This window comes from Shewanella vesiculosa, from assembly GCF_009994065.1.
Lineage (GTDB): Bacteria > Pseudomonadota > Gammaproteobacteria > Enterobacterales > Shewanellaceae > Shewanella > Shewanella vesiculosa.
This window is the reverse complement of record NZ_JAACSD010000004.1, coordinates 149,187-175,983: the sequence shown is the minus strand read 5'-3', so window position 1 is coordinate 175,983 and position 26,797 is coordinate 149,187. Positions and strand designations below refer to the sequence as shown.

Sequence of the window (26,797 nt, the reverse complement as noted above, 5' to 3'; positions counted from 1 at the left end):
AAACTAGTTGTCCTTATATTGACAAAAGTAGAACGACTTGTCTACAATTGCCGGTAGACAAGTCGTTCTACTTTTTGGGTGTTTATATGAATCGTTATTTGTTAGCTGTAATTGCTGGGATCGGGGCGTCATTTACCATTGGTTTATTGTCATTAATTGAAGCTAACATGGATAATGCTGTATTAATTATGGCTCCATTTGGAGCTACTGCAGTGCTTGTATTTGGTGTGCCAAGTAGTCCATTGGCTCAGCCAAAAAATGTTATTTTTGGACATTTGATAACGGCATTTATCGGAGTGTTTTTCTACCAATACATAGGCGTAACTCCGGTTACAGTCGCAATAGCGACGGGGTTAGGTGTTACCAGTATGTTGGTTTGCAAAACAACCCACCCACCTGCTGGAGCAAATCCAATTCTAATTATGCTTTCAGGGCAAGGATGGTTGTTTTTGGTTACCCCTGTATTAGTCGGTTCTGTTGTCATAGTTTTGATGGGTAAAGGGCTTCAAAAGCTTCAGGATTACCACTTTAAACCAGAATGCTAATAAAGCATTTAAGAATGGTTCCTAACATTTGGCATTATCAGCTAAAGGCTGGGTTTTATGTTTACGGTGCAATAGTTTCGGTGCTGGCGTTGCTCATACCTCATTACCGCGTTGAACTAAGCTGCTGCGCTGAGCTAAATGGAGCTTCAATTGAGTGTATTATCCTCATTGAATCAGCTAAACTAAAAACAGTGTGATGGAACACAGCAATAAAAAAAGGGATTTCAATGAAAGACTTAAACACTTGTCAGTATCAATCTATTCAAACCTGCTTTGTAAGCGTGAGACCGCGCTCAAAAAACAAAACTCCTACAGTATAAAGTGTACCAACTAATCTGGACTCGGCAATGGCTAAGTCCAATAAGTGATTTATGCTTTGCAAACAGCGCAGTACACAAATACTAGAACGTTATGTAGCACAAGGATCAAGCAAGTGTCGAAATCTGTAGCAATCACCATAAACGATCAATTTTCACGAGTTGAGTTTCTCAAAGATAGAACGCCAGAAACCACTAATGAACAAGCAAAAAATGCTTTTGCACTGTTATCTGAGTATAGCGATGGTGGAGTATATATCGCTCATTATTCTGGGTTTAGTGAGTGGGAAAAGCATCCAAAAGGTGATGAGTTTGTTCAGGTTTTAGGTGGAGAAACTACATTAATCCTTTTGGATGGTAACGTAGAGCAACGTAGCTTTTTATCGACGGGGCAAATGTTGGTTATCCCCAAAGATGTTTGGCACCGTTTTGAATCACCAAAAGGTGTTAAAGTCATGACCATAACACCGCAACCAACTGAGCATAGTATCGAGCAACCAAACGGTATATAACAAATAAAGATAGGTCGCGTGAGACTGGGTTAAGTGCCCGTAGGCGAGAGCTTTTCTATTTGGTTAAGCAAAAGTGCTATCGTGAAAACTGCCGTCTTGAAAAAGTGGTAAGAAGATAAACCTTCGTTTTCTCTGTTTTTGCAACCTTAAACTATTTTTTTGGATTAGGTTTCATAAATTTCAATTTAGTTTTGTTCAGAAATCATACCGTTGTACAATAAAAATAACTAAATAAGAGGTGTTCTATGGATGGAAAATCATTAATCGTTATTTTAATCATGGTGTCTGCTTCTGCTTCCGCAGAAGTATATAAGTGTGCGGATGGTAAATATCAAGCTGACCCGTGCGACGACCAAAGCGAACCGTTAGATTTAAGTAATGTAGGTAGCGTAGTTGCACCATCAAGAGGTTATCCTGAAAACCTAACTAACGAGACTACAGATGCAAGGCTGCAGGATACTAGTGTTAATCCGCGTGATAAAAAAGCTGAAATCGCTCAATACTTACGTAAACAAAAAATTGAACGTGAAATTAGAAACCTTGAAAAAGAAAGGAAAAAAGCGTTCAAAGATCGTGATGACAAGATCGAGCAATTGCGTACAACAGGTAAGCGAGCTAATAATAATTTAGCAGGGGCAACTTGGCAGCAAAGTTTAGCGCAAGAAATGACCGCTGTGATGCAACAGGGAAGTACAGAAGTCGAATCCATAGACCGTCAAATATCTGCGCTTAGGTCTGAATTAAAACAATTATAAACTAAACAAACTAAACAAACTAAACAATAACCGTTGCTACTAATAGATAGCCTTTTTTGCGAATTAAGCAACGGTACTTACTTGCACCATTAGCTTTGTCACTTTTTTGAATGCTTTAAGACGTCATCACTTCTGGTTCTCCATTTCCATTTTTCCAATGTATTATGGTTCCTTAGCGTCTAAAAACGTGTAAATAAACTCAAAATGTGAAAGCCGTTAATTCTTTAAATACAACGAAAAAGCTAGTCATACTAACGTATATGCTAGATCGCACCTTTAACTTTTCCGAAACCTAAATCCGTAGACACTTGTTACTCGATGACGGGTTAATGATATAATTAGCCATTATTTAGGGCTGCCTAGTTGTATTTGCTTAATTTATAACTTCCTTACTGGCTCCTTGTGCATAACCGATTAACTAAATGCAGCTAAAAACGTGCATCAATACCGCAAATTATGAGTGTAAAAAATTCAGTGAATACAACGCCAAAGCTAGTCATACCAACAGATACACTTGATCGCACCTTTTCCATAGCACCGATGCTGGATTGGACTGATCGCCACTATCGTTATTTTGCCCGCTTAATGTCGAGCAAGGCGTTGCTGTATACCGAGATGATTACCACGGGTGCCATATTACAAGGTAAGGGCGACTATTTAGCTTATAGCGAGCAAGAGCATCCAGTGGCATTACAGTTGGGGGGCTCTAACGCGGTGGATTTGGCAGCGTGTGCTAAGTTAGCTGCTGAGCGCGGTTATGATGAAGTAAACCTCAATGTAGGCTGTCCATCTGATAGAGTGCAGAATGGTCGCTTTGGTGCGTGTTTAATGGCCGAGCCTGAGTTAGTTGCGCAATGTGTTGATGCCATGAAGCAAGTCACCGATATTCCGATCACGGTAAAAACCCGTATTGGAATTGACGAGCAAGACAGTTATCAGTTTTTAACTGATTTTATTGAAATTGTCAGCGCACCAGGCTGTAGTGCATTTACGATTCATGCGCGTAAAGCCTGGTTACAAGGATTAAGCCCGAAAGAAAACCGTGAAATTCCGCCGTTAGATTATGAACGGGTTTATCAGTTAAAGCGTGATTATCCACACTTGAACATTAGCATTAACGGTGGCATTAAAACCCTTGAAGAATCTAAGCTGCATTTAGCCCAGCTAGATGGAGTGATGGTGGGGCGTGAAGCTTATCAAAATCCTTATATATTGGCGCAAGTGGATCAGCAGTTGTGTGGACTCAATACACCAGTGATTACTCGTCAGCAAGTGATTGAGCAAATGTTGCCGTATATTGAGGCTCATTTAGCCCAGGGCGGTCGTTTAAACCATATTACCCGTCACATGATTGGTTTATTCCAAGGGTTACCGGGTTCCCGTGGCTGGCGTCGTCATTTAAGTGAGAATGCTCATAAACCTAATGCTGATATTGGGGTTGTGTTAACCGCTGCTGAGTTTGTTGATGCTGAAGCCCTTAGCAGTGACCAAGCTATTTGATATCGCTTTGGTTATTTCACAAGAATATGTGGTGAAATAAACGCCCAAACGTACATGTTGAAAACTGCTATTGTCAGAGAAAAAGCGCCTATTGTTAGGCGCTTTTTCGTTTGTTCCTTTAAGTAACATCGTGGCAATAAACCCTTCATTTAAGGTGATGATTATTAGTGCTATTTTTAGCATAACTCTCAACAATCCTCCTACCCTTAAGCGGCCATCACTCATTAATTAATGGATTGTTACCACAGTAACCCTCGCAGATATCTGAACATTTATTGTCACACGTTATGGCGTGTATCACGGCGAATAAGTATCGGTGGTCATTTTTACTAACTATCTGGTGAATTTTACTACCTGTTGGTTTTTTGCTCACGGATTTAGTTCAGTTGATTAAATAATAATTAATTTATTTGTTTTTAAAATTATATGCTTATGACTATTTTTAAAAGTTGGCACGGCGTTTGTAATACCTATTGTGTAATCAACTAAGCGGGTGTTTAGTTGCAACAAACCAACACAAGAAAGGATGCCATTATGTTTACTTTAACCAACGTGATTCGCCGTAGTGTTCAATTATCAATTGCTGCAGCATTACTTGTCACTGCCAGTGCTTCGGCACAAGCTGATGAAATTTCAATTTCTAACACGGTTGCAGTGCTAGAGCAAAATATGACTCAAGTGAGCCAGGAGATGATTTCAAATGTGAAGCAAGAGTTAATGCTGTCGTTACAAACCCAAATTGCTGAACAAGTTTATGAAATTAATTCGGCATTAGAGTTTGCTAGTTTTGAACAGCCAAAAGTTAGTGCCACTGTTGCTGCTGAGAATAAGTAATGGATTGGCTGATAAATATAGGCTTGGTGCTGCCATTAATGTCGTTATTGTTATTGCCAGTTATCAGTTTTGCACTGTGTGCGACGTTAGTCAGCTGGCTGTTGTGGCCAAGCATTAATGACCAAGCTTAACCGATAAGTCATGACTTACAACAATAAACTTTGTTCAATACGTGAGGATAATATGAACCGTTTAATCAATAGATTACGAGATGAAACCCGAATTGTGTGTGGGGTCTCGTCTAAGTTAGCGAAACAATATGGCTGGTCATTACTTTGGACCCGAGTCGTAACGATAGGATTAGTATTAACAAACCCAAGTATTAGTTTGTTAGCGTACTTTGTGATTGCAGTGGTAATGAGTCAAAAAACATCTCGATTTTAAGGCTTACCCAGTGTTGGGTAAGCGGGGATAGTAGCTTCCCCGCAGAGAGATTATAGTGTCAATGGATTTATTTTTTTAAGAAAGCTTGGAAGCGCTGTTTTGCTTCATCGCTTTGTAGACGCTCTGCAAACTCAACTAATTCTAATTTCATCTGGGCTTTCACTTCAGCCTGGTTATGACGTAAAAGCCGTTTTGATGCTTGCATAGATAAGGGTGGCAGTGCAGCCAATTTTTTTGCCTGGGCTAAACTGAAGCTAATCAGCTCGTCTTGGGCCACCACGCGGTTAATAATATTTAAATCCGCCGCAGTTTGTGCATCGAAGGCTTCGCCAAGTAAAATGAGTTCGGCTGCTTTTTGTTGGCCAACAATTAATGGTAATAATATGCTCGAAGCGGCTTCTGGTACCAAGGCTAAATTAACAAAAGGCATTTGAAATTTAGCATTATTATCGGCGTACACTAAGTCACAATGCAGCAGCAAAGTTGTACCAATTCCCACCGCCGCCCCCGTTACCGCAGCGACCACAGGTTTTTTAAGATCTAATAAACAAAACAAGAATTTAACGGTTGGATGATTATCATCTAAGGCGCCACTTTGGAGGAAATCTACGATATCATTACCAGAGGTAAAACAGTTTTCTGTACCATGAAACATAAAGGCACGAATATCATTGTCTGCTTCACCTTGGATCAGGTATTCTGTAAATTGCTGATACATTTCTAGATTAAAGGCATTGCGCTTTTCTGGACGATTAAAACTGATGATACGTACGCCTTGATCATCTCTTACCTGAATATGATTCATTCGTAGTTTCCTTTAATGAACGCGAGTGGAATTGCATGGAGTTTAAGACATTGAAAGCAATATTCAAACATCTGTTTAACTTTTTAGTGTTATCATCAATATCATTCGCAGCCACAGCTAACGTAATGTTAGTTGATGGGTATGTTAGAGCCATGCCTGCGAGTGTGCCTAACACCGCTGCTTATTTTACCTTAGAAAATCACAACAATAGCGATGTTAAGCTTGTTGGCGTGAAGACAAGTGCGGCAAAAGTGGCACAGTTACACACAATTCTAAAAGAAGATGGCATGATTAAAATGCGCCAAGTTGAAGGGTTTACCATACCGTCTCACGGGGCGTTAACCTTGCAACCTACTGGTGACCATGTGATGTTGTTGTCGTTAATTGCGCCTTTGGCCGTAAATGATAATGTGGCTTTAGAATTAATTTTTGAAGATGGTCAGCAACTTATGATTGAGCTTCCCGTGCTTAAACAAGCCGCGACTCAACATGACGAAACTGCTGAACATCATCACCATCATTAAGGAGTTATATTGATGCAAGTAACAAGGAATAAGATTTTAGCCGTTGTTGGTGTGATTGGTTTAGTACTTTATTTTGTCAGTGTATGGTGGAGTATTGAACCGGATCCGATTAAACCGGCATCGCAGCAAACAGATAGTGGCAAGTTAATTGTGGGCTATGCTACAACAACGTCATTAATTGCCACCATGGAAACCTTGCTGGATAAACCAGGTGGTTGGCTGTCTAATGATATTATGCCTCCGTCGGTAATGATGGATAATATGCCTGCATTTGAATTTGGTGCATTAGAGCAAGTGCGCGATTTAGCGCTCATAATGCGTAAAGAGTTTAGTCGCTCACAGTCGCAGTCTTCTGCAGATAGTGATTTATTAGCGGCACACTCGAAATTAAACATCGATAACACCAGCTGGTTAGTGCCTAGTGCCGAAGGTGAATATCGTGATGCAATCAAATTGCTGAAACTTTATCGCGCTAAAATCAGCGATTCAGATAACAATAATGCCCAGTTTTATGCCCGTGCAGACAACTTGAATGAATGGCTTAAAGAAGTTCAGAAACGCTTAGGCAGCATGTCACAAAATTTATCTGCCAGTGTGGGTCAAGAGCGATTGAATACTGATTTAGCAGGTGATATCTCTGCTCGTCAATCGACTCCTGGTTTAACAAGTAATGAAGTTAAAACCAGTTGGTGGAAAATTGATGACGTATTTTATGAAAGTCGTGGTTCAGCTTGGGCATTATTGAACTTTATGCGTGCCATTGAAGTGGATTTTGCCGACGTATTAGAAAAGAAAAATGCTGAGGTCAGTTTACGTCAAATAATTCGTGAACTTGAAGCAACTCAGCAAACAGTTTGGAGCCCTTTGGTTCTTAATGGAAATGGTTTTGGTTTAGTGGCTAATCACTCGTTGGTGATGGCTAATTATATTTCGCGTGCAAATGCCGCGGTAATTGATTTAACTAACTTACTCTCACAAGGATAATGATGAAAAAGACTCTTCTTGCCACAGCAGTAGTGGGCCTATTAAGTGTGTCATCGGCGCATGCGGCAACTGTATTGGGTTTTAAAGTAGGCGCTGATTACTGGCAGGCTGACACCACAAACACATTTAATGATGATAGTGGTGTTGCTCACAGCTTTAATGATGATTCATCACAAGGTAGCGTGTGGATTGCCGTTGAGCATCCATTACCATTTGTGCCTAATGTTAAAATTCGTGAAAATCGTCTTGAGTCGAGCGCTGGTATTGCCAATGCCAATTTTAACTTTAACGGTCACAATTTTACTGGTGCAACATCGGTTACTAATGACTTAAGTAATACTGACTTTGTGTTGTATTATGAAATTCTTGATAACGATTTAGTGTCTGTTGATTTAGGCGCTGCCTATAAATTAATGAATGGTTCATTACGCATTAGTGATGCTGGCCACCCTGAAGAAGTCAATATCGACAGTGGTATTGTAATGGGATACGCCAGTGCACAAGTCGGTATGATTGGCTTAGGCTTATTTGGCTTTGCTGATGTGATGTTAGGTTTAGATGAATCTAATGTGTATGACTACGGCGCTGGTTTAGGATGGCAGTTTGACGGTTTAGCTGTTGATACTTCTGTTCGTGTTGGTTACCGCGAGTTTAATTTTGATGTGAATAACTTCTCTGGTGTGTCACAAAATACTCAGTTTAGTGGCGCATTTGCTGGTGTAGAATTAGTTTTTTAATTCGACATAGCGTTAAACCGTACTAGGGAATCAGCATAAAATTGATTAACAATATTATGCCAATAAAAAAACCGCCAATAGGCGGTTTTTTTATGTGCGGTTAATGGCTACTGAGCAATCAGTCCGCTGTTAATCGAGATAACATCATCTTCGTTTAACGTACCAGCCGCCTGTTTAAGGGCTAGTATTGAGTTAATGTAGCCATAACGTGCTTGAGATAGTTGGCGCTTTGAATCATATAAGTCACGTGTGCGGTTCAGTACATCAACAATTGTACGAGTACCGACTTCAAAACCCGCTTGAGTCGCTTTCAGTGCACTTTCAGACGAAATCACAGATTGCTCATACGCTTTAATTGAACTGATAGAAGCGGTAACGTTGTTAAAGTTATTACGCACGTTTTTAGTCACGCTGCGATGAGTTTGTTCTAGTTTCTCGCTAGCTTCAACATATCTGAATTGAGCTTGTTTCACTTGCGAAGTCACTTTAAAGCCTTCGAAAAGTGGAATGCTCAAGGTCACACCAATATTAGCATTGTCGTAATCTGGGCCTGGCGTTTGATCAACACCTTTGTTGTAACCAGCATTTAAGTTCAATGACGGCATATGACCTGCTTTGTACAATTTAATGGTTTCGTTGGCGATATCTTTAGCAATACGCTGAGTCATTAAATCGATGCTATTTGTTTCAGCCATTTTTAACCAACCAGCAGATGCTGCTGGGGCAGGAGAACCTGCTGAAAAACGGCTAGTATCAAGAATATTAATTGATTTGTGATCTATACCAGTAATTTCACGTAATGCTTCATAGCTGTTGTCTAAGGTGTTTTGCGCTTGAATCTCCAATGCTGAAGCTAAGTCATATTGTGCTTGTGCTTCATGAACATCAGTAATGGCGGTTAGACCGACGGCAAAGCGTTGTTTAGTTTGCTCAAGTTGACGTTCAATTGCCGCTTTCTCAGCACCTTGGAATTCATAGTTGTCTTTAGCGGTTAAAACATCAAAATACGCTTTCGTGACACGGGTAATGAGTGATTGTAATGTTGATGCATAAGCAGAATCTGCTTGAGATGCTGCCATTTCAGCAAGGTCTAAACCAACCCATGCACTGTGATCGTAGATAACTTGAGTTAAACTAACACCACCGGTTAAACCGTCGGTGTCTTCTAAAGGGTCATTCCACGCTTTAGCATAGCCAACGTTTGCACTTATTTTTGGTAATAACGGTGCACGATTCTCTTGAATGGTTTCGTATAACGCATCACGCTGTGCTTTGGCTTGTAAAACGATAGGGTCGCTAGTAAGTGCTTGCTGATATATTTGAAGTAAATCATCAGCTTGTGCTGCTGGTGCTGCGATAGCAAATGCTAATGCTGCGTATAATGAACCAATTTTGAATTTCATTTGCTGCCCTTTTTAGACAATGCCTCGGTATGCTGAGGTGTTAAGTAACTTATAAATTTGGTCATGCCCTTCATTAAGTGAATGAGTTAACATCATTCATCCTTAACGCGGCAATCTGCGTTAACTGACTTGTTTTATGGTTATGTACAATAATTTGCTAAAGATATCGTGGTTCAATATCGAGATTTATTGCTCATTATTAATGTTCACAATATGTTGTTCGCGATATGCTGATTATCGACATATTGTGCACTAGTTAATAATTGTGCACTACTATGCTCACGACTAATTGTGTACTACTTAATAGTAGTGATTTTTTCATTTTCAAGTCAAATTTGAAGTGTAACAGATTTTATTTTAATTCGGCCTATTTTTGCTTAGGCAAGCTTAAATGCTTAGTTATTAATTATGTTAATTTAAACTGTCAAAATGATAAGACTGTTTACGTTTTGATAGGCAAGGATAAATATGTTCGAGCAACCCGTGGTCCCAAGCTTTGACGCAGAGTCAGGTTTTAGTCTTATATCTAAAAAAGTATTGTATAAAGGTTTTTTTCAGTTAGACGAATACACCTTCAAACATAAGTTGTTTAAAGGTGGTTGGAGCGGTGAAGTTACCCGTGAAGTGTTTGAACGAGGTCATGCGGTGGTGGTACTGCCATATGATCCTGTTCGTGATGAAATTGTACTGATTGAACAAATTAGGGTTCCTGCATTAGCAACCACTAAATCAATCTGGCTTCTTGAGTTAGTGGCAGGTATGATTGAGCCTGGCGAATTACCAGAACAAGTCGCTGAACGTGAATTAGCCGAAGAAGCCGGATTAAGTTTATTAGGGTTAACACCTATAAACAGTTATTTAGTCAGTCCTGGTGGCACTTCTGAGCGTTTTCATTTGTTCTGGGGGCATGTTGATACAACCAAAGCTAGCGGTATACACGGTCTTGAGTGTGAAAATGAAGATATTCGAGTCCATGTTGTCAGTCGCGAACAAGCTTATGAGTGGGTTAATAATGGCCGTATTGACAATGCTTCGACGGTATTAGGTATCCAATGGTTGATGCTCAACTACCAAAGAATTCGTCAGGCACTTTAGTTATTGAACGTGATAATGATCAAGATAGGAACGATCGAGTGGCAGAGTTTAACCTCAAAAAAAAGCAAAAATATCAACCCAACATCAGTGCTTTTTTAGCAGTCTGTGGTCGAAATTATGCGCATATTTTAAAGTGGTTACCTGAACAAATTAACGTCAATGTGCCGTGGCAGGTTGACGGTGAGTTTGGCACTTTATCGATTAATCTTATTGAAAATACTAAGTATACTCAGTTAATCGAAATTTCGCGCCCGATACCAAATGGACATTTTTTTAAATCTCCAAAAGCCATTGTTCGTATCTATCATGATGCGCAATTAGCAGAAGTGTTAACTAGCCAACAGATTTATCGTTTAAAGCCAGTGTATGATTATCCTAATCTACATATGCATCATAGCGATGAAAAATTTCAAGTGAATGCATTCCTTGAGGAGCTGTTGAAGATTGGGTCTAGGAGAGTGAGTTTCCAATCATAGCTTTTTTATTCTTTTTACCATGTTAGGAATCTTTTGTGCTTAAAGACGCAGTGCATTATTCTGTTGCTGAAAATGAGCCTGTGCGATTAGTACAAGTTACTGATCCGCATCTTTTTGCTGATCCTGAAGGTCAATTATTGGGCGTTAACACGGCACAAAGCCTTCAAGCCGTGTTAAATACCTTTATCGCCACTCAATATCCAGCCCATCTTCTATTGGCTACGGGTGATATTAGCCAAGATTATTCACCTGAATCTTATCAGCATTTTGTGCATAAGATTGAGATGTTAGATCTGCCTTGCCATTATTTACCTGGTAATCATGATGACCCTCGCTTAATGAGCTTGCGCATGCAAGGTGAAAAAGTGTTTGGTCAGCAAAGAATTATCATTGGCAACTGGCTGATACTTATGCTCGACTCCACTGTTTCAGGTAAGCCTGGTGGTTATATGGGCGAGCAGCAGTTTGCCTTAATCGACGCAGCTATCAAGGCTGAACCGAATAAGCATGTACTGTTAGTGATGCATCATAATCCTATTTTAATGCAGTGCGCCTGGTTAGATCAGCATTGCATGATGAATGGAGCAGACTTTTTGCAACGTACAAGCCGTTATCCGCAGGTAAAAGGCATTCTGTGGGGACATGTTCATCAGCAAGTCGATAGAACTCATCTTGGGCCTCATGGCCATATTCCATTGATGGCGACACCATCAACGTGTATACAATTTAAGCCATTGTCATCCTATTTCGCCTTAGATCATCTTCAACCTGGTTATCGTTTGCTGGAGTTGGCAGGCGATGGTAGCATTCGTACTAACGTATATCGCGTGCCTGGTAATCGTTTTGCGCCAGATAATGAGGCCAGCGGATACTAGTTTACTGCGTCATCTTATGTAAAATAGGAGGCGCTTAGTACTCATTAACCGTCTCGCGAGGGAATATGCTGCTCTATATACATGGTTTTAATAGTTCCCCGCGGTCAGACAAGGCCATGCAAACCGCACTGTATATTCAGCAACATTATCCACAAGTCGATTTTCAGCAACCACAATTACCGTCATCACCCACAGCCGCAATGATGTTACTGTGCAACATCACTGAGCAAGCTAAACAGCAAGGTCAGGTGTTGCGCTTTATTGGCTCGTCGTTAGGTGGCTATTTTGCCAGTTATTTGGCCGAAACCTATGGTGGCAGAGCGGTATTGATTAATCCGGCGGTAAAACCGTTCGAATTATTTGAAGAGTTTATCGGGCCTCAATATAATCCCTACACCAATGAGCATTATCAGGTGTTACCGCAGCATCAAGATGATGTTGCCTTGTATAATACTCACGTGATCCGTCACCCCGATCGTTTCCTGGTGCTGTTGCAAACTGGTGACGAAGTGTTAGATTATCGACAAGCACTGCATAAGTACCATAGCTGTGAATTACATTTAGAGCCTGATGGCGACCACAGTTTTGTCGGCTATGAACAACAATTAGATAAAATATGTAAATTTATTCAGTTGTAACGTAATACCGTTACATACAATGATCAATTTGAGCTAACTTTGGCTCTATTTAACTCCAAATGTGTGGACTATGAGCAACCAATATACTTCTGACGCTATTGAGGTCCTTAATGGACTTGACCCGGTAAAACGCCGTCCAGGTATGTATACCGACACCTCTAGACCTAATCACCTCGGGCAAGAAGTCATTGATAACAGTGTTGATGAAGCTCTGGCGGGGCACGCGACTAAAATTGAAGTTGTACTCCATAACGATAACTCCCTTGAAGTGACCGACGATGGACGTGGTATGCCGGTGGATATTCACCCTGAAGAAGGCATGCCTGGGGTTGAACTCATTCTGACCAAGTTGCACGCAGGTGGTAAGTTTTCCAATAAAAACTACCAGTTTTCGGGTGGGTTACATGGGGTGGGTATTTCTGTTGTTAACGCCTTATCCACTCGAGTTGAAATTAGCGTTCGCCGTGATGCACAGATATATGAAATGGCCTTTGAAAATGGCTTTAAGGTTGAAGAGCTTGTTGTAACCGGTACTTGTGGACGACGCAATACTGGTACTCGAGTCCATTTTTGGCCCGATGTGAGTTATTTTGATTCACCTAATTTTTCGGTCAGCAAGTTAATTTACATACTCAGAGCCAAAGCAGTATTGTGCCCCGGTTTACGTATTAAGTTCACTAATAAACACAATGGTGAAGTGCACGAATGGTTCTACGAAAGTGGCCTAACCGATTACCTCAAAGAAGCGATTAAAGACTCTATTTTGCTACCTGAAGAGCCGTTTGTAGGCAGTTTTAAAGGTAAATTAGAGGCTGCTGAGTGGGCCATTACTTGGCTGCCAGAAGGTGGCGACAGTTTAAGTGAAAGTTATGTTAACTTAATTCCTACCCCACTTGGCGGAACCCATGTCAACGGCTTTAGGCAAGGTTTACTTGAGTCAATGCGCGAGTTTTGTGAGTTTCGCAATCTTGTGCCCCGAGGCATTAAGCTGTCGCCCGAAGATATTTGGGATCGTGCAGCATTTATCCTGTCGATAAAAATGCAAGACCCACAATTTGCTGGGCAAACTAAAGAGAAATTATCGAGTCGTCAAAGCTCTGCATTTGTTGCGGGTATCGCTAGAGATGCGTTTTCTTTATGGTTAAATTCCAATACTGAGTTAGCTGAACAACTAGCAGAATTGTGTATTGGTAATGCTCTGCGTCGTTTGAAAGCGGCTAAGAAAGTGGCACGTAAAAAGGTCACGTCTGGTCCAGCACTCCCAGGTAAGTTAACCGATTGCAGTGGTCAAGACCCAATGCGAGGTGAGTTATTTCTTGTCGAAGGTGATTCTGCTGGTGGTAGTGCTAAACAAGCTCGAGACCGTGAATTTCAAGCTATCATGCCGTTAAGAGGCAAGATATTAAATACTTGGGAAGTCGATTCTGGACAAGTGTTAGCGTCGCAAGAGGTTCATAATATTTCGATTGCGATAGGTTGCGATCCCGACAGCGATGATATTTCAGAATTACGTTATGGTAAAATTTGTATTTTAGCGGATGCCGACTCTGATGGACTGCATATTGCCACCTTATTGTGTGCTTTATTTTTAAAGCATTATCGTGTGTTAGTCGATAATGGTCATGTGTACATTGCAATGCCACCGCTATTTCGTATTGATATTGGTAAAGAAGTTTTTTACGCCCTTGATGAGGAAGAAAAAACAGCAATTTTAGACCGTATCGCTGCCGAGAATAAAAAAGGCAAAGTACAAGTCACTCGCTTTAAAGGTCTGGGTGAAATGAACCCGTTGCAACTGCGTGAAACTACGATGGATCCTAATACTAGACGCTTGGTGCAATTAACCATAGATGATGCGGATGAAACCGTGGCATTAATGGACATGTTACTTGCTAAAAAGCGTGCTCCTGATCGAAAGAGCTGGTTAGAAACTAAAGGTGACTTAGCGTTACTTTAGTCGTGTTTCTTAATGCCAATAATAAATAACATAAGGCGAAAGATAATTAACATGCATTATATTAGATTACGCTCTTACTCCAATTTTAGTGGGCGGTTAGCCTTCATTGGGGTGCTATTTTTCACCCTATTTTCTACTGCTGCCTCTGCGGCACAATCGGTAATGATCACAGTCACTAAGGGCTTTGGTTTAAGTCTATATGCTTCTGATTTAGGTGATATTAAACAATTAACTGTCGGCGATGAAGGTACTCTTTTTGTCGGTTCGCAAAAAAGTGGCACCGTGTATGCACTAGTTGATAGTGACCAAAATGGCCAAGTGGATAAACGTTATTTGATTGCCAGAGGTTTGGACTATCCGGAAGCATTAGCCTTTCATGATGGTGCGCTTTATGTCACAGAAGACGATCGCATTATTCGCTTTGAAGAAATTGAATCTCGTTTGCGCCGTCCGAGCCGTGCGCGTGAAGTGTATGCGAATTTGCCAAGCTTAGATAAAAAGTATTCTCGCTCAATGCATTTTGGACCCGATGGACGTTTATATATATCCATTGGTTCGCCATGCAATGTGTGTGAAGCCGCTTCACCCTTTGGCAGTATTTTGGCGATTAATGTCGATACCGGAGCCAGTGAACAAATTGCTTCTGGTCTTCGCAGTGTTATTGGTTTTGATTGGTCACCCGATACCAACAAATTATGGTTTGCCGATTTAGGTCGAGATTGGATGGGTGATAATCTTCCTGCTGATGAGATAAACCGTTTAGACGTTAAAGGCAGCCATTTTGGTTTTCCTTATTTACATGGCTCAGATGTAGTTGAACCCGCCTATGACAAGCCGGAAAATTTAAATATCACCTTGCCAGTATTTGAATTACCCGCTCACGTAGCGGCAACCGGATTAAGTTTTTACCGCGGCAAGCAATTCCCTCCGCGCTATCGTAATCAGCTGTTTGTTGCTGAAAATGGTTCGTGGAATCGGTCAAGTAAAGTCGGTTATCAAATTGTGATGCTTGATATTACAGATGGCCAAGTCAGTAAACGTGAAACCGTAGTGAGTTTTTTGGATGGAGAATTTCCGGTGGCACGTCCATTTGATGTAATTAATGCGCCCGATGGTGCCATGTACATTTCAGATGATCTAAAAGGTAATATTTACCGCTTGTTTTATAACGCACCCGAACAATCACAGGAAATGAAATAATGAGTGATGCGATTGAATTAAGCCTTGATGGTGTAGAGCAGATGCCGCTGAGGCGCTTTACTGAAGGGGCTTATTTAAATTATTCCATGTACGTGATTATGGATCGCGCCTTGCCGCATATTGGTGATGGTCTCAAGCCTGTACAGCGTCGTATTATTTATGCGATGAGCGAATTAGGATTATCAGCGCAATCTAAACACAAAAAATCAGCCCGTACTGTGGGTGACGTTTTAGGTAAGTATCATCCCCATGGTGATAGTGCGTGTTACGAAGCAATGGTGTTAATGGCTCAGCCATTTTCGTATCGATATCCATTGGTTGATGGTCAAGGTAACTGGGGCGCGCCAGATGACCCTAAGTCATTTGCTGCAATGCGTTATACCGAAGCCAGATTATCAAAGTTTTCTGAAGTATTATTGTCGGAGTTAGGTCAAGGTACTGTCGAATGGGGGGCTAACTTTGATGGCACCATGAAAGAGCCATTAACCTTACCAGCTCGATTACCGCATATATTATTAAATGGTATTACCGGTATTGCTGTGGGCATGGCAACCGATATTCCGCCGCACAACGTGCGCGAATTAGTCGCAGCTTGTATTGAGCTTATCGATAACCCTAAAACCGAATTAGCACGGTTAATGGAGTTAGTCCCTGGTCCTGATTATCCAACCGAAGCTGAAATTATCACTCCTAGAGCGGATATTGAGCGGATTTATGATACGGGCCGTGGTTCAATTAGAGCGCGTGCGGTTTACAGTGAAGAGCAGGGCGAGATTGTCATTACTTCATTGCCGCATCAAGCCAGTAGTGGCAAGATTTTAGAACAAATAGCTAATCAAATGCAGGCGAAAAAGTTGCCGATGGTGTCTGATTTGCGTGATGAGTCTGATCATGAAAACCCAGTGCGATTAATTATTGTACCGCGTTCAAATCGTGTCGATTGCGATCAGTTAATGACCCATTTATTTGCGACTACGGATCTGGAGAAAAGCTTCCGAGTTAACTTAAATGTGTTGGGGCTCGATGGCCGTCCTAAAGTGAAAGGGTTAAAAACGCTGTTAACGGAATGGTTAGAGTTCCGTATCACCACAGTTACCCGCCGCTTACAGTATCGTCTCGATAAAGTGTTAGCGCGCTTGCACATTTTAGAAGCGTTAATGATTGCGTTTTTAAACATTGACGAAGTGATCGAGATTATTCGTTTTAACGATGAGCCTAAAGCTGAGCTGATGTCTCGCTTTAGCTTGTCAGATAAACAAGCCGAATCAATTTTAGAATTAAAGTTACGCCATTTAGCCAAGCTTGAAGAATTTAAAATCACTGCAGAGCAAAATGAACTGGCAGCAGAACGCGATAAGTTAGAGTTATTGCTAAGCTCAGATCGTCGTTTAAAAACCTTAGTGAAAAAAGAGTTAGTTCAAGATGGTGAGACTTATGGTGACAATCGTCGTTCACCAATTATTGAGCGTATTGATGCCAAAGCACTAACTGAACAGGAGTTAACCCCAACAGAGTCAGTGACTGTTGTCTTGTCTGATAAAGGCTGGGTACGTTGTGCTAAAGGCCATGACGTCGATGTAGAAGGTTTATCGTATAAGTCTGGCGACAGTTACCTGTGTAGTGTGATGGGTAAGAGTAATCAAGCGGCGGTATTTATTGATTCTACCGGTCGCGCATTTGCTACCGACAGTCATACGTTGCCGTCAGCCCGTAGCCAAGGAGAGCCGATTACGACGCGCTTTAATATGGCACCGAGTGCGACAATGCGGCATGTATTGATGGGTGAGGATGAACAATTTTTCTTATTAGCAAGTGATGCCGGTTACGGCTTTATTTGCGCCTATCCAGATTTAGTCAGTCGTAATAAGGCCGGTAAGGCACTGCTGAGCCTGCCATCAAATGCGTGCGTTATGCAGCCAAAGTTAATTAATAAATCTGGCGATCAATCTTTGTTAGCGATTACCTCAGAAGGTCGGATGCTGATGTTTAGCTTGGATGCTTTACCGCAGTTATCAAAAGGTAAAGGCAATAAAATTATTGGTATTCCTAGCGATCGTGCTAAAAATCGCGAAGAGTTACTCTTGCATCTTGATGTAGTACCTCATGATAAGGCTGTGACCTTATGGGCTGGTAAGCGCAAGCTAACCTTGAAGCCAAGTGATTTAGAGCATTATCGTGGTGAGCGTGGCCGTCGCGGAGCTAAATTACCACGAGGATTACAGCGCGTAGACAGTGTTGAAGTCGAGATGGGACCGCTTGACGAGAGTGTTCAAGACGATAATCTGGGCATATAAGCTTAATCGGGGATGAAGCATTAAGCCGCTCCCCGGTTAATAAATTACCCCGTTTAAGCATAAAAAAATGCTGCTCATATGAGCAGCATTTTTTTATACAAAAGTGGACGGGGGATTAGGCCACTTCATAAAAATTAGGTTCGTACTCTAGTTGAGTCTGAATAATTTGAGTTGCCATACGGGCACATTTGCCACATTGGTCTGCAACGCCAAGACGTTTCTTTACGTCAGCCAGTGAACTGTCACCTAAGCTAACGGCAGCTTTAATTTGAGTATCTGTTATGGCATGACAAAGACAAACGTACATAGAGAAAGCCTCTTCATTCAAAATGGACTAGGGCTAAGAAAGTAATCTAATTCTAAATGAAAACAGTTATCATTGGCAATAACTTTTTTCACAAAGAATGATTATTTTTAATACAGTTTGATCAGCTTCACTTTTTTATCAAAATGGCACGCTGTGATGAGAGATTGAGATGGCATGAGAGCAATATGCTTTAATGTTAATTAAATCAATCATCTAGGGTTTTGATGATTGTTGCTCAAGGTATATTAATGTCATCCTTAAGTGCGATCAAGTGGCGCGAATTTAAGTTACTTAGTCGAACTGGAATGATGATTTGATCTTTGACTCACAAGCAAAGATCAAATCATGGTAACTCAGTTTTCTTTAATAGCCTTGATTAGCGTCGACGATATATTGTAATGGTTTAGATTGCTGCCAAAGACAATAATTTTCGGTGAATATTTGTACCACTTGTTGAGGAAAGCTTGGAGCTGCAATATGCGGTGTAATGGTGACGTTATCGCAATGCCACAGGGGATGATTAGCTGGTAAAGGCTCTTGCTCGAATACATCGACAATCGCGCGTCGCTGAGGGCATAGTGTTAACTCAGTTTGCAACGCTGCCAAATCAATTGCGTTGCCTCGGCCAATATTAAATAGCATGGCATCGGGTTTTAATAAGCACAGATTAGCAGCATTTAATACATGTGTGGTGTGTGGGGTATTGGGCAATACACTCACAATCACATCAGCGGCAGGTAAGTAATCTGCTAATTTATCTATGGTATCGATACGATCAAAGTCATTAACGAGCGCGCCTTGGCGATTGAGGCCGCTGACAATCATACCGAAATGATGAGCGGTTCGAGCAAGGTGTTGAGCGATAGAACCTGTACCAAGTATCAGCAGTTGTAATCCTTGTAAAGTGCGGTATTGACCTGGCTGCCAAAGTTGCTGATGTTGCTGTTGAGTATACTGGGCGTGCTGTCGATAATGGCTTAATAGGTAACTAAAAACATATTCACTCATCAATGGGCCAAATACACCGCGAATATTAGTAAGTAAATAATCATGTGGTAACGAAGGCTTCATCAAGGCATCGACACCGGCAAAAGTAGATTGTATCCATTTAAGTTTAGTTGCATGCGGCAGCATAGCAGCCGCTAAATGAGGTTCAGCTAACCAAATATCTGCCTGATGAATGTTATCTGAAATACTGTTGTCTGGGCGATCACCAATGTGATCTGTTATGTCTTCGACAATCTCTAGATCGAATAATGATTGTTGTGCCAGCAATTGCCGATATTGATCATTCTCTCTGGTGAGCAATAATAGTTTATGTGCCACATTCCCCCCGTTAGCATGCATTGAAGAACAGCTTACTTACTCAAACCATCCAGTGTAATCCATTGTTATCGGCATCATGGTTGCTGCAATGGCTTTGTCTGGGTAGTTACTGAAAACACCATCTACTCCCATGGCTTTTAACGCTTGAATATCATTTGGGTTATCCACGGTATAAACAAACACTTTGCCACCACGCTGGTGGGCATCATCAACAATGGCTTGACTAACAAAACTTAGATCTAGGTTGATCGAATAGGCATTGAGAGTGGTCATTATTTTCGCCAAGTCGAGCGGGATCCCGCCGAGTAATGGCGCGATAATCGCGTGTGGAAAGGCGTGTTTTATCGCCGCTAAATACGGGTGATTAAATGATGAGATTAATAGCTGCTCTGGAGCATACTTCAACTGTTTAAGGAGTTGCGGATATAAGGCAATAAAGGGTTGTACGCAGCCAACACCTTTTAATTCGATGTTAACACTGCACAAGCCATTGCTTTTAACGCTGACTCGTTCGAGAACTTGCCACAGGGTGGGAATAGCTTGCCCGCTAACGGTAAACTGAGCCAGTGCTGCTTTTGTTGTTAAGTGGATCAGCCCAGTTCCGGTTGATTTGCCTTCTAAGCGGCGATCATGGAACACGACTAATTCTCCCTCAACGCAATGCACATCTAATTCAATGGCTTTGGCACCCAAGTCGAGTGCTTTATCCATCGCAACTAAGGTGTTTTCAGGTTCATAACCGCTAGCGCCGCGGTGAGCAAAAACGAGCATAGCACTCCTTAATCAATAGCTAGCTTAGCCTTTGTATAATCCAGTAGATTCTTTAGGGGTATGATTAATATGAACTTCCATTTGTGGGTAGGCAAGTTCAACATTGTTTTCTTTGAGCTTTTTATTAATCAGTTTATGCAGGCTATGGCGTAGCGGCCACCGAGCCGACATGTCTTTAGCGTAAGAGCGAATTTCGTAATCTTGAGTATGCTGACCAAAACCGGCAAACCATACTTCTGGTTCTGGCATGGTTAGCGATAATTCACATTCTCGAACCGCTTGATGCAGTAGCATTTCCACTTTGGTTGGGTCGGCATCACGAGATACCGATACCGTGACGATGACGCGAGTTATCGGGTTGGATAGCGACCAGTTAACCAGTTGTTCAGTAATAAAGGCTTTGTTGGGCACAATAATTTCTTTGTGGTCCCAGTCGACAATCGTGGTGGCTCGGATTTGAATTTTACTGACCGTTCCAGACAGGTCGCGGATCGTGACGGTATCGCCAATTCGAATGGGTTTTTCAAATAGGATGATCAAACCAGAAATAAAGTTAGCAAAAATTTCTTGCAGGCCAAAACCTAAACCCACTGATAATGCGGCAACTAGCCACTGTAATTTAGACCACTCCATTCCAAGAGTTGAAAAGCCAAACAGTATGCCAAAAAATACCACCAAATAACTGCTCACAGTGGTAATGGCAAAGCCGGTACCTGGCGATAAATCTAATCTTTGCAATAACGTCAGTTCCATTAATCCTGGGAGGTTTTTAGCAATCACCACCGAGAAGCCCACTAACATGATGCCGAATGAAATTGATTTTAATGTGATTGGCACTTGCTGCTCAATACCATTTACATTGCTGTTGGTGGTCCATAAGGTGATGCCATCTAAAAATGAGAATACTGCGGTATGAGTCTGCGACAAAATACCCAATAAGCTGGCAAAAAAGGCTAAAAATAAAATCGATCGCACTAAGCCGAGCGACTGACTGGAGATGGTTTCTAAATCAACAATTGGTTCTTCATAGGTTTCTATTGGCTCATTGTTTTGCAACTCGCCTCTTTCACGTTGCGCAAGTCGCTCTGCACGTTTGGCTTTAGCGCGATCGAATGCGATTAAACGGCGTTCAATCAGCATCCAGCGTTTAATGAGCTGGTAAGTTAGTAAAAAGCCTAAGCCTAATAATACTGATATTTGCAGTTGTAACAGAAGCTGGAAAGCCGTGAAGTAGTAGCCGACCGCAGCCAAGATGGCGCTAAAAATAGGCGTAACAATCAAGATGGCCCATAGGGCTTTGTGAATGATCGCCATATTCGTCGCGCTAGGCTTATTTTGGCGATATTGGCCAATCAATAACATGACATCTTTGTACAGGAGAAACAGCACAACACAGAAAACGATAAACGCCCCACGGCCAAGACTGTTACGTACTAATGAAGTATCTAATGCTTCAGTGAAGCCCATTAAGCCAATTAAGGGTGCCGAAATGATCACAAATGAAGCCAAGGTTTGCTGTGCTTGTTTGATTATTTTTTTCGGCCGTCTGAAGTGGCTGATTAAAATACCTTTTTCTACCGTTAACAAGAAAAAGAATTGATAAATCAGATAACTGACACCAATAGCTAAAATACCGACTCCCACGGCATGAACCATGTTTTGCTCAGAACGGGAGAAAATAAAACCGGCCACAATAACCGGTAAAGGCTTTATTAAGGCATACACTAAGCTGATGATGAGGGTTTTGATGGTGTATTTAAATTTATCTTGCGTCACGTTACCAACAAATACCGCATAGCGACTAATTGCGGTATTAAACTTAGGGGTAAGCATGTCATGGGCCATCAAGCAGCATAATAATAAAATGCCCCACCAAGCCCAATAATTGCTGTTTTCAGACCATGATTGTTGTAACGCTTGCCACTGGCTAGGTTGCAGTAACCATACACTACTGTGACTTAAATCGATGAGCCACAATGGACCAATGCTGGGGGCATTAGGTACCCAAAATAAATGTTCATTAAGGGTGTTTTTTAATGTGTTATGTAGTTGGTTTAGCTGCTCATAACCAATACGTAACTTGGCAAACTCAGCTAAATATTGATCATAACTTTGTAATAGTTGATCTATGAGTACTTGCTGTGACTGTAAGAGTTTTATCTGGGTTTCATTAAACATTTCACTGTCATCAAGTTGTTGACTGTTTAATGCTTGATGTTGCTCTAATTGATAGCGCTCCAGCCGTGCATCAGCTAATTCTGTTTGCAGTTTGTCTAGGTTGGGCGGTTTAGGTAATGATTGCAGCATTTGCAAAAAACGGTCGCCAAATGCCGAGTTGGTTTTTACCCAAGTAATTTGTTCTAGTACGTTTGAAAGCTGTGCATTTTGAGACTGATAGCGTTTCTCAACCCGCTGTTGCTTCTCTATTGCTGATTTAATATTACTGGTGAGCGTTTGTAATTGTTCAGCATATTGTTGGTTTGATCTACTCAGCTCTTGAGATAAAGGATCGGCTAGCTCTTGGGCATCAACTAAGTTATTGGCTATAGTATCAGCGGTTTTTTGCTGACGAGATTCAATATTGTGTTTGTTGATAAGCTCAATAAAGCTTTCTTGTTGGCTTAATAACAAGCGGTTGAGCTGCTGTTGAAGCTGGGTAATCTCGAGTTGTTTCGGACTCGCTAATCGTTCCGCCTGTAAGGTCGCAATATGCTGAGTGAGCAGTTCGGTTTGAAGCTGGTTTCGTTGGCCTAAAGGTGTCTCAATCGGTACTTGTTGGGTTTTATTGTGCTGAGTTAAGGCATTTTCTGCTTGAACAATTAAATCAGGTAGTTGTCTTTGACGTTGTGAAATAGTTCGTAATTGCTCATTGAGGCTCGACTCAGTCTCTTTTAATTCTGATAAATGGAAATAAGCCATTGAAGCCTGCTGATCCAGATCGATATCATCATCAAGGCTTAATGGGATTTGTGCTTCACGAAGTTGTCCTGCCAATGAGAGCTTGGTTTCACTGTTAGAGCGTTCGATATTGGTATAAGTTTGCTGTTCTATTTGCAGTTTTTCAATACTGCTTTGCAGTTCGGCAATTTGCGATGGTATATCAAGTGGCTGATTTTCGGCTTGGCTATTTAGCCCCAATCGTTTATCAAGGGTTAGGGGAGTGCTAGCAAATACAGAATCTGACAGTGTATTAACTATAAGGAAACACAGGAATAAACACGCTAAACGTAACATAATACTTTGCCCAGATTGGAGTCAGGACATGGTAGCAAATTTGAATGATTATAATCTATATTTTTGATGACTTTAGATCGTTTCAAGCAAAGTTGATTCCACAATAATTATTTCACCTGCAAGCGGTATGATGTTTATTTATTGATGAGCCGCGCAATGATGATTGCCATGATGAGCTAAGTATAAAAGGGAATACGTCACTGGCCAATATAAGCAACTATGCTTTGCTATTTGATTAGGCTCAGGCATCTAAAGCAAGTGTGCTGTAATCGTCTTCGAGTCATTATTTAACTAGTGGTTAATGGTGATTATGCGAGGTATTTCTGCAACCCCACAAGGTAAAAAGAAAATGGAGAGAGGCAGTAAAACAAAGCCGTACTGCTTAAAAACAGTACGGCTTGATGTAGCGATAACACCAGGATACTGGAGTCAGTATCCTGATAATTATATTGATTATGCTTGAGTCAGTTTAGCAAACGGTTGGCCCATACGCGTGGTTTCACCTGGCTCGACCCCATCGGCAAATGTTTCGATGGCGTCTTGTGCAAATAACATCACCACAGTACTGCCTAATTTAAAGCGACCCATTTCAGCGCCCTTTTCTAACGTAACCGCTTCTGGACCTGTAGTGGGATAATCCCAGCTAAACACTTGCTTGCCACCTGGTGGTGTCACAGTACCCGACCATATCGTTTCAATACTAGCAACAATTGTTGCACCGACTAATACCATTGCAAGTGGACCGACTTCGGTTTCAAAGATGGCAACTACGCGCTCATTGCGAGCAAATAATCCGGGTACATTTTGCGCAGTCAGTGGGTTAACCGAAAATAAGTCGCCAGGCACGTAAGTCATTTTTGATAATGTGCCGGTGATAGGCATGTGAATGCGATGGTAATCTTTGGGCGCCAAATAAATGGTTGCAAAATCGCCACCGTCAAAACGTGCCGCATCAGATTTATCACCACCTAACAATGCTTCAGAGGTATAAGTGTGCCCTTTGGCTTGAAAAATATTGCCAGCTTCAATTGGGCCACATTGACTCACAGCTCCATCAACCGGATGTGCCATAACGCTGTTGTCTTGGTTTATCGGTCTGAGTTCAGGTTTTAATGCTCGGGTAAAAAATGCATTAAAGGTTTTGTAGGCTTCGGGCTCAGGTTGCTGTGCTTCAGACATATCAATTTTATATTGTTTGATAAACCATTTGATCCCTGCCGTGGTAATCATTCCAGCTTCAGCAGCAGCAAATTTACCGACTAAGCGCGACAGAAAGTGTTTTGGCAACATGTATTGCAAGGCAATTTTAATTGAGTCCAATGTTTTTCCCTTTTTTCTAAGCAGGTTGAACTAGGAATAGTATTCCTAAAGGTTACTGACTCTAGGAGTCTAATTCATCAATTGCACGAAAGTGTCGTGCATGACGTTGTTCATCTAAACTGGCAATAATACGCTGATAATTGCTAAAGCGGTCTTGAGTTATTTTTCCATCAGCTAGTGCTTGTTGTAAAGCACATCCTGGGTCGTCACCATGTTTACAATCACGGAACTTGCAGGTGCCTAAAAATTCTCTAAATTCAATAAAGCACCAACCGACCCTGATAGCGTCTAAATGCCATAAGGCAAATTCACGTATACCGGGTGAATCGATTAAATCCCCACCGCTAACAAAATGGAGTAACTTTGCGGTCGTGGTGGTATGTTGACCTAAACCTGAGTTATCGGATACATCTCCAATTAATAGTTCAGCTTCTGGCATTAATGCATTGATCAAAGATGATTTGCCAACACCAGACTGACCGGCAAAAACACTGACGCTGTCATTGAGTAATGCTTTGAGGTCTTCAACGCCCTCACCAGTGTGACTACTGACACGGAAAACTTGATAACCAATATTTTGGTAACGCGTTAATGCCGTTTCGATTTCATCACGATTAGTGTCATCCAATAAATCAATTTTATTGAGAATGATGATCGGCGTAATATCTGTGTCTTCTGAAGCCACTAGATATCGATCAATAATTTGGGTGGTAAAGCTAGGTAAAACTGAAGACACAATTAAGATTTGATCGATGTTAGCGGCAATAATTTTGACGCCATCGTATAAATCTGGTCGAGTTAAAGAGGATTTTCGCGGGTGAACGGCGACGACAATACCACCAATACTGGAGCCCGATTGAACTTCAGTCGCGAGTCTTACCACGACCTTATCACCGGTGACTAAACTGGTCACTGCTCGGCGAATATTACAGCGCGAGACCATGCCATCTGTAGTTTCAATATCGGCATGCTGACCGAAACGAGAAATCACCACACCGGCTTGTTCAGGACCTAACAAATTATCCTGTAATTCGGCATGTTGACTATTATCGTCATTACGCTTTAATCGTTTAGTCTGATTGGCGCGCATTCGGCGTAATTGGCCCTGACTTAGGGGTTTCTTTTTACTCACAGGCTTATCTTCATTAAATAGGTGTTTTTTTGTGTATCAAAAAAACAGTATGATACACACTCTTTTATAAAAATGCCTGAATTTAGGCTACAGATAATATAAGGCGGCATAAATGGCTGTTGATGCGAATAATCTAATTTGGGTTGATTTGGAAATGACAGGCTTAGAACCCGCTGTTGATCGAGTCATTGAAATTGCAACTTTAGTGACTGACCAAGACCTCAATATCATTGCTCAAGGCCCTGTTCTAGCCATTTATCAGACAGATGATGTGTTAGCTGGGATGGACGATTGGAACCAAAAACATCATGGAGAGTCAGGATTAATTGAGCGTGTTCGTGCCAGTAAATGTTCTGAACAAGATGCGATAACACAAACGATTGATTTTTTATCTCAGTACGTGCCTAAAGGCGCATCACCAATGTGTGGCAATAGCATTGGTCAAGATCGCCGCTTTTTGAATAAATACATGTTAGAGCTTGAAGAGTATTTTCATTATCGCAACATTGATGTGAGCACCATCAAAGAGTTGGTTCGTCGTTGGAGCCCTGAAACAATGAATGGCTTTAGCAAGAAAAATACTCACCAAGCATTAGAAGATATCAAAGAGTCTATTGCCGAAATGCAGTTTTATCGCAGTGAAGTATTTAAAATTTAAGCAATTGAACAATTTTTTTCAAAAAGGGGGTTGCAGCATAGTAAAATTTACCTATAATGCGGCCTCAACTTTCTACAGAGCGCCAAACTCTGAGGTATAGGAAGTTGTCATGAAATTTGAAAGTATGCGACATTAGTTCAGTTGGCATAGGTTGAAAGACGATACCTTGCTAACTTAATAATGAAGCAACAGTACGCGACATTAGCTCAGTTGG

At 41.3% G+C, this 26,797-nt stretch carries 26 protein-coding genes and 1 tRNA gene (1 of these 27 running past the window's edge); 19 read left to right on the top strand and 8 right to left on the bottom strand.

What is annotated here, in order from left to right:
* The first annotated feature begins 86 nt into the window (after positions 1–86).
* From GW828_RS03020 to GW828_RS02990, 7 genes are all read left to right on the top strand, one after another.
* Positions 87–545 carry an HPP family protein gene (locus tag GW828_RS03020; RefSeq protein WP_124015045.1) on the top strand — a complete coding sequence of 153 codons (459 nt, stop codon included), beginning with the start codon at positions 87–89 and terminating at the stop codon, positions 543–545.
* 433 nt (positions 546–978) lie between these two features.
* Positions 979–1,374, top strand: coding sequence for a cupin domain-containing protein (locus GW828_RS03015; protein WP_273057903.1), 396 nt, complete (start codon positions 979–981; stop codon positions 1,372–1,374).
* Positions 1,375–1,619: 245 nt separating this feature from the next.
* Complete coding sequence (locus GW828_RS03010) at positions 1,620–2,129, top strand: hypothetical protein (RefSeq protein WP_182696712.1); 510 nt, start codon at positions 1,620–1,622, stop codon at positions 2,127–2,129.
* A 456-nt stretch (positions 2,130–2,585) separates the two neighbouring features.
* Positions 2,586–3,629, top strand: a complete 1,044-nt coding sequence (gene dusA, locus GW828_RS03005) for a tRNA dihydrouridine(20/20a) synthase DusA (protein ID WP_273057904.1) — start codon at positions 2,586–2,588, stop codon at positions 3,627–3,629.
* 534 nt (positions 3,630–4,163) lie between these two features.
* Positions 4,164–4,463: a hypothetical protein gene (locus tag GW828_RS03000; RefSeq protein ID WP_124018286.1), complete on the top strand. Its 300-nt coding sequence runs from the start codon at positions 4,164–4,166 to the stop codon at positions 4,461–4,463.
* Positions 4,463–4,594, top strand: coding sequence for a hypothetical protein (locus GW828_RS02995; RefSeq protein WP_259395234.1), 132 nt, complete (start codon positions 4,463–4,465; stop codon positions 4,592–4,594). Before GW828_RS03000 ends, GW828_RS02995 begins: the two co-directional genes overlap by 1 nt.
* Positions 4,595–4,646: 52 nt before the next feature.
* Positions 4,647–4,847 carry a PspC domain-containing protein gene (locus GW828_RS02990; protein WP_182755344.1) on the top strand — a complete coding sequence of 67 codons (201 nt, stop codon included), beginning with the start codon at positions 4,647–4,649 and terminating at the stop codon, positions 4,845–4,847.
* Positions 4,848–4,914: 67 nt separating this feature from the next.
* On the opposite strand, the gene GW828_RS02985 is transcribed toward GW828_RS02990, so the two are convergent.
* Positions 4,915–5,652 (bottom strand): enoyl-CoA hydratase-related protein, encoded by a 738-nt coding sequence (locus tag GW828_RS02985; RefSeq protein ID WP_182755342.1) that lies wholly within the window; start codon positions 5,650–5,652, stop codon positions 4,915–4,917.
* Positions 5,653–5,687: 35 nt separating this feature from the next.
* On the opposite strand from GW828_RS02985, the gene GW828_RS02980 reads away from it, so the two are divergent.
* Genes GW828_RS02980 through GW828_RS02970 form a run of 3 tightly spaced genes read left to right on the top strand, consistent with a single transcriptional unit; the run spans position 5,688 to position 7,897 of the window.
* Entirely contained in the window at positions 5,688–6,176 is a 489-nt protein-coding gene (locus GW828_RS02980; RefSeq protein ID WP_182722352.1) for a copper chaperone PCu(A)C, read from the top strand.
* A gap of 12 nt (positions 6,177–6,188) precedes the next feature.
* Positions 6,189–7,160, top strand: a complete 972-nt coding sequence (locus GW828_RS02975) for a DUF2333 family protein (RefSeq protein WP_182722351.1) — start codon at positions 6,189–6,191, stop codon at positions 7,158–7,160.
* Positions 7,161–7,162: 2 nt separating this feature from the next.
* Positions 7,163–7,897 carry a TIGR04219 family outer membrane beta-barrel protein gene (locus tag GW828_RS02970; protein ID WP_182722350.1) on the top strand — a complete coding sequence of 245 codons (735 nt, stop codon included), beginning with the start codon at positions 7,163–7,165 and terminating at the stop codon, positions 7,895–7,897.
* 107 nt (positions 7,898–8,004) lie between these two features.
* On the opposite strand, the gene tolC is transcribed toward GW828_RS02970, so the two are convergent.
* Complete coding sequence (gene tolC / locus GW828_RS02965) at positions 8,005–9,300, bottom strand: outer membrane channel protein TolC (protein ID WP_124018292.1); 1,296 nt, start codon at positions 9,298–9,300, stop codon at positions 8,005–8,007.
* A 468-nt stretch (positions 9,301–9,768) separates the two neighbouring features.
* Here tolC and nudF point away from each other — a divergent pair, with 468 nt between their 5' ends.
* The 7 genes from nudF to parC all read left to right on the top strand — a co-directional run bounded on the left by nudF (position 9,769) and on the right by parC (position 17,835).
* Positions 9,769–10,395, top strand: a complete 627-nt coding sequence (gene nudF, locus GW828_RS02960; protein ID WP_124018293.1) for an ADP-ribose diphosphatase — start codon at positions 9,769–9,771, stop codon at positions 10,393–10,395.
* A gap of 38 nt (positions 10,396–10,433) precedes the next feature.
* Positions 10,434–10,871: a DUF1249 domain-containing protein gene (locus tag GW828_RS02955; RefSeq protein ID WP_124018294.1), complete on the top strand. Its 438-nt coding sequence runs from the start codon at positions 10,434–10,436 to the stop codon at positions 10,869–10,871.
* A 35-nt stretch (positions 10,872–10,906) separates the two neighbouring features.
* Positions 10,907–11,746, top strand: coding sequence for a 3',5'-cyclic-AMP phosphodiesterase (gene cpdA / locus GW828_RS02950; protein WP_124018295.1), 840 nt, complete (start codon positions 10,907–10,909; stop codon positions 11,744–11,746).
* A 65-nt stretch (positions 11,747–11,811) separates the two neighbouring features.
* Positions 11,812–12,384, top strand: coding sequence for a YqiA/YcfP family alpha/beta fold hydrolase (locus tag GW828_RS02945; RefSeq protein WP_124018296.1), 573 nt, complete (start codon positions 11,812–11,814; stop codon positions 12,382–12,384).
* 70 nt (positions 12,385–12,454) lie between these two features.
* Positions 12,455–14,341, top strand: coding sequence for a DNA topoisomerase IV subunit B (parE, locus tag GW828_RS02940; RefSeq protein ID WP_124018297.1), 1,887 nt, complete (start codon positions 12,455–12,457; stop codon positions 14,339–14,341).
* A gap of 162 nt (positions 14,342–14,503) precedes the next feature.
* Complete coding sequence (locus GW828_RS02935) at positions 14,504–15,541, top strand: PQQ-dependent sugar dehydrogenase (protein ID WP_273057948.1); 1,038 nt, start codon at positions 14,504–14,506, stop codon at positions 15,539–15,541.
* Positions 15,541–17,835, top strand: coding sequence for a DNA topoisomerase IV subunit A (gene parC, locus GW828_RS02930; protein ID WP_273057905.1), 2,295 nt, complete (start codon positions 15,541–15,543; stop codon positions 17,833–17,835). Before GW828_RS02935 ends, parC begins: the two co-directional genes overlap by 1 nt.
* 115 nt (positions 17,836–17,950) lie before the next feature.
* Here parC and GW828_RS02925 read toward each other — a convergent pair whose 3' ends face one another.
* From GW828_RS02925 to rsgA, 6 genes are all read right to left on the bottom strand, one after another.
* Complete coding sequence (locus tag GW828_RS02925) at positions 17,951–18,142, bottom strand: bacterioferritin-associated ferredoxin (protein ID WP_124018299.1); 192 nt, start codon at positions 18,140–18,142, stop codon at positions 17,951–17,953.
* A gap of 363 nt (positions 18,143–18,505) precedes the next feature.
* The gene (locus GW828_RS02920) at positions 18,506–19,468 is read right to left on the bottom strand and encodes a D-2-hydroxyacid dehydrogenase (RefSeq protein ID WP_273057906.1); all 963 of its coding nucleotides are present in this window, start codon (positions 19,466–19,468) and stop codon (positions 18,506–18,508) included.
* A 36-nt stretch (positions 19,469–19,504) separates the two neighbouring features.
* Positions 19,505–20,239, bottom strand: a complete 735-nt coding sequence (locus tag GW828_RS02915; RefSeq protein WP_124018301.1) for a glycerophosphodiester phosphodiesterase — start codon at positions 20,237–20,239, stop codon at positions 19,505–19,507.
* 24 nt (positions 20,240–20,263) lie between these two features.
* Positions 20,264–23,473: a mechanosensitive ion channel domain-containing protein gene (locus GW828_RS02910; RefSeq protein WP_124018302.1), complete on the bottom strand. Its 3,210-nt coding sequence runs from the start codon at positions 23,471–23,473 to the stop codon at positions 20,264–20,266.
* Between the two features lie 453 nt (positions 23,474–23,926).
* Positions 23,927–24,793 (bottom strand): archaetidylserine decarboxylase, encoded by an 867-nt coding sequence (asd, locus tag GW828_RS02905; RefSeq protein ID WP_273057907.1) that lies wholly within the window; start codon positions 24,791–24,793, stop codon positions 23,927–23,929.
* 61 nt (positions 24,794–24,854) lie between these two features.
* Positions 24,855–25,925, bottom strand: coding sequence for a small ribosomal subunit biogenesis GTPase RsgA (gene rsgA / locus GW828_RS02900; RefSeq protein ID WP_124018304.1), 1,071 nt, complete (start codon positions 25,923–25,925; stop codon positions 24,855–24,857).
* Positions 25,926–26,037: 112 nt separating this feature from the next.
* On the opposite strand from rsgA, the gene orn reads away from it, so the two are divergent.
* Complete coding sequence (orn, locus tag GW828_RS02895; protein ID WP_124018305.1) at positions 26,038–26,583, top strand: oligoribonuclease; 546 nt, start codon at positions 26,038–26,040, stop codon at positions 26,581–26,583.
* A 195-nt stretch (positions 26,584–26,778) separates the two neighbouring features.
* A tRNA-Gly gene (locus GW828_RS02890) sits at positions 26,779–26,797 on the top strand (it continues 80 nt past the right edge of the window).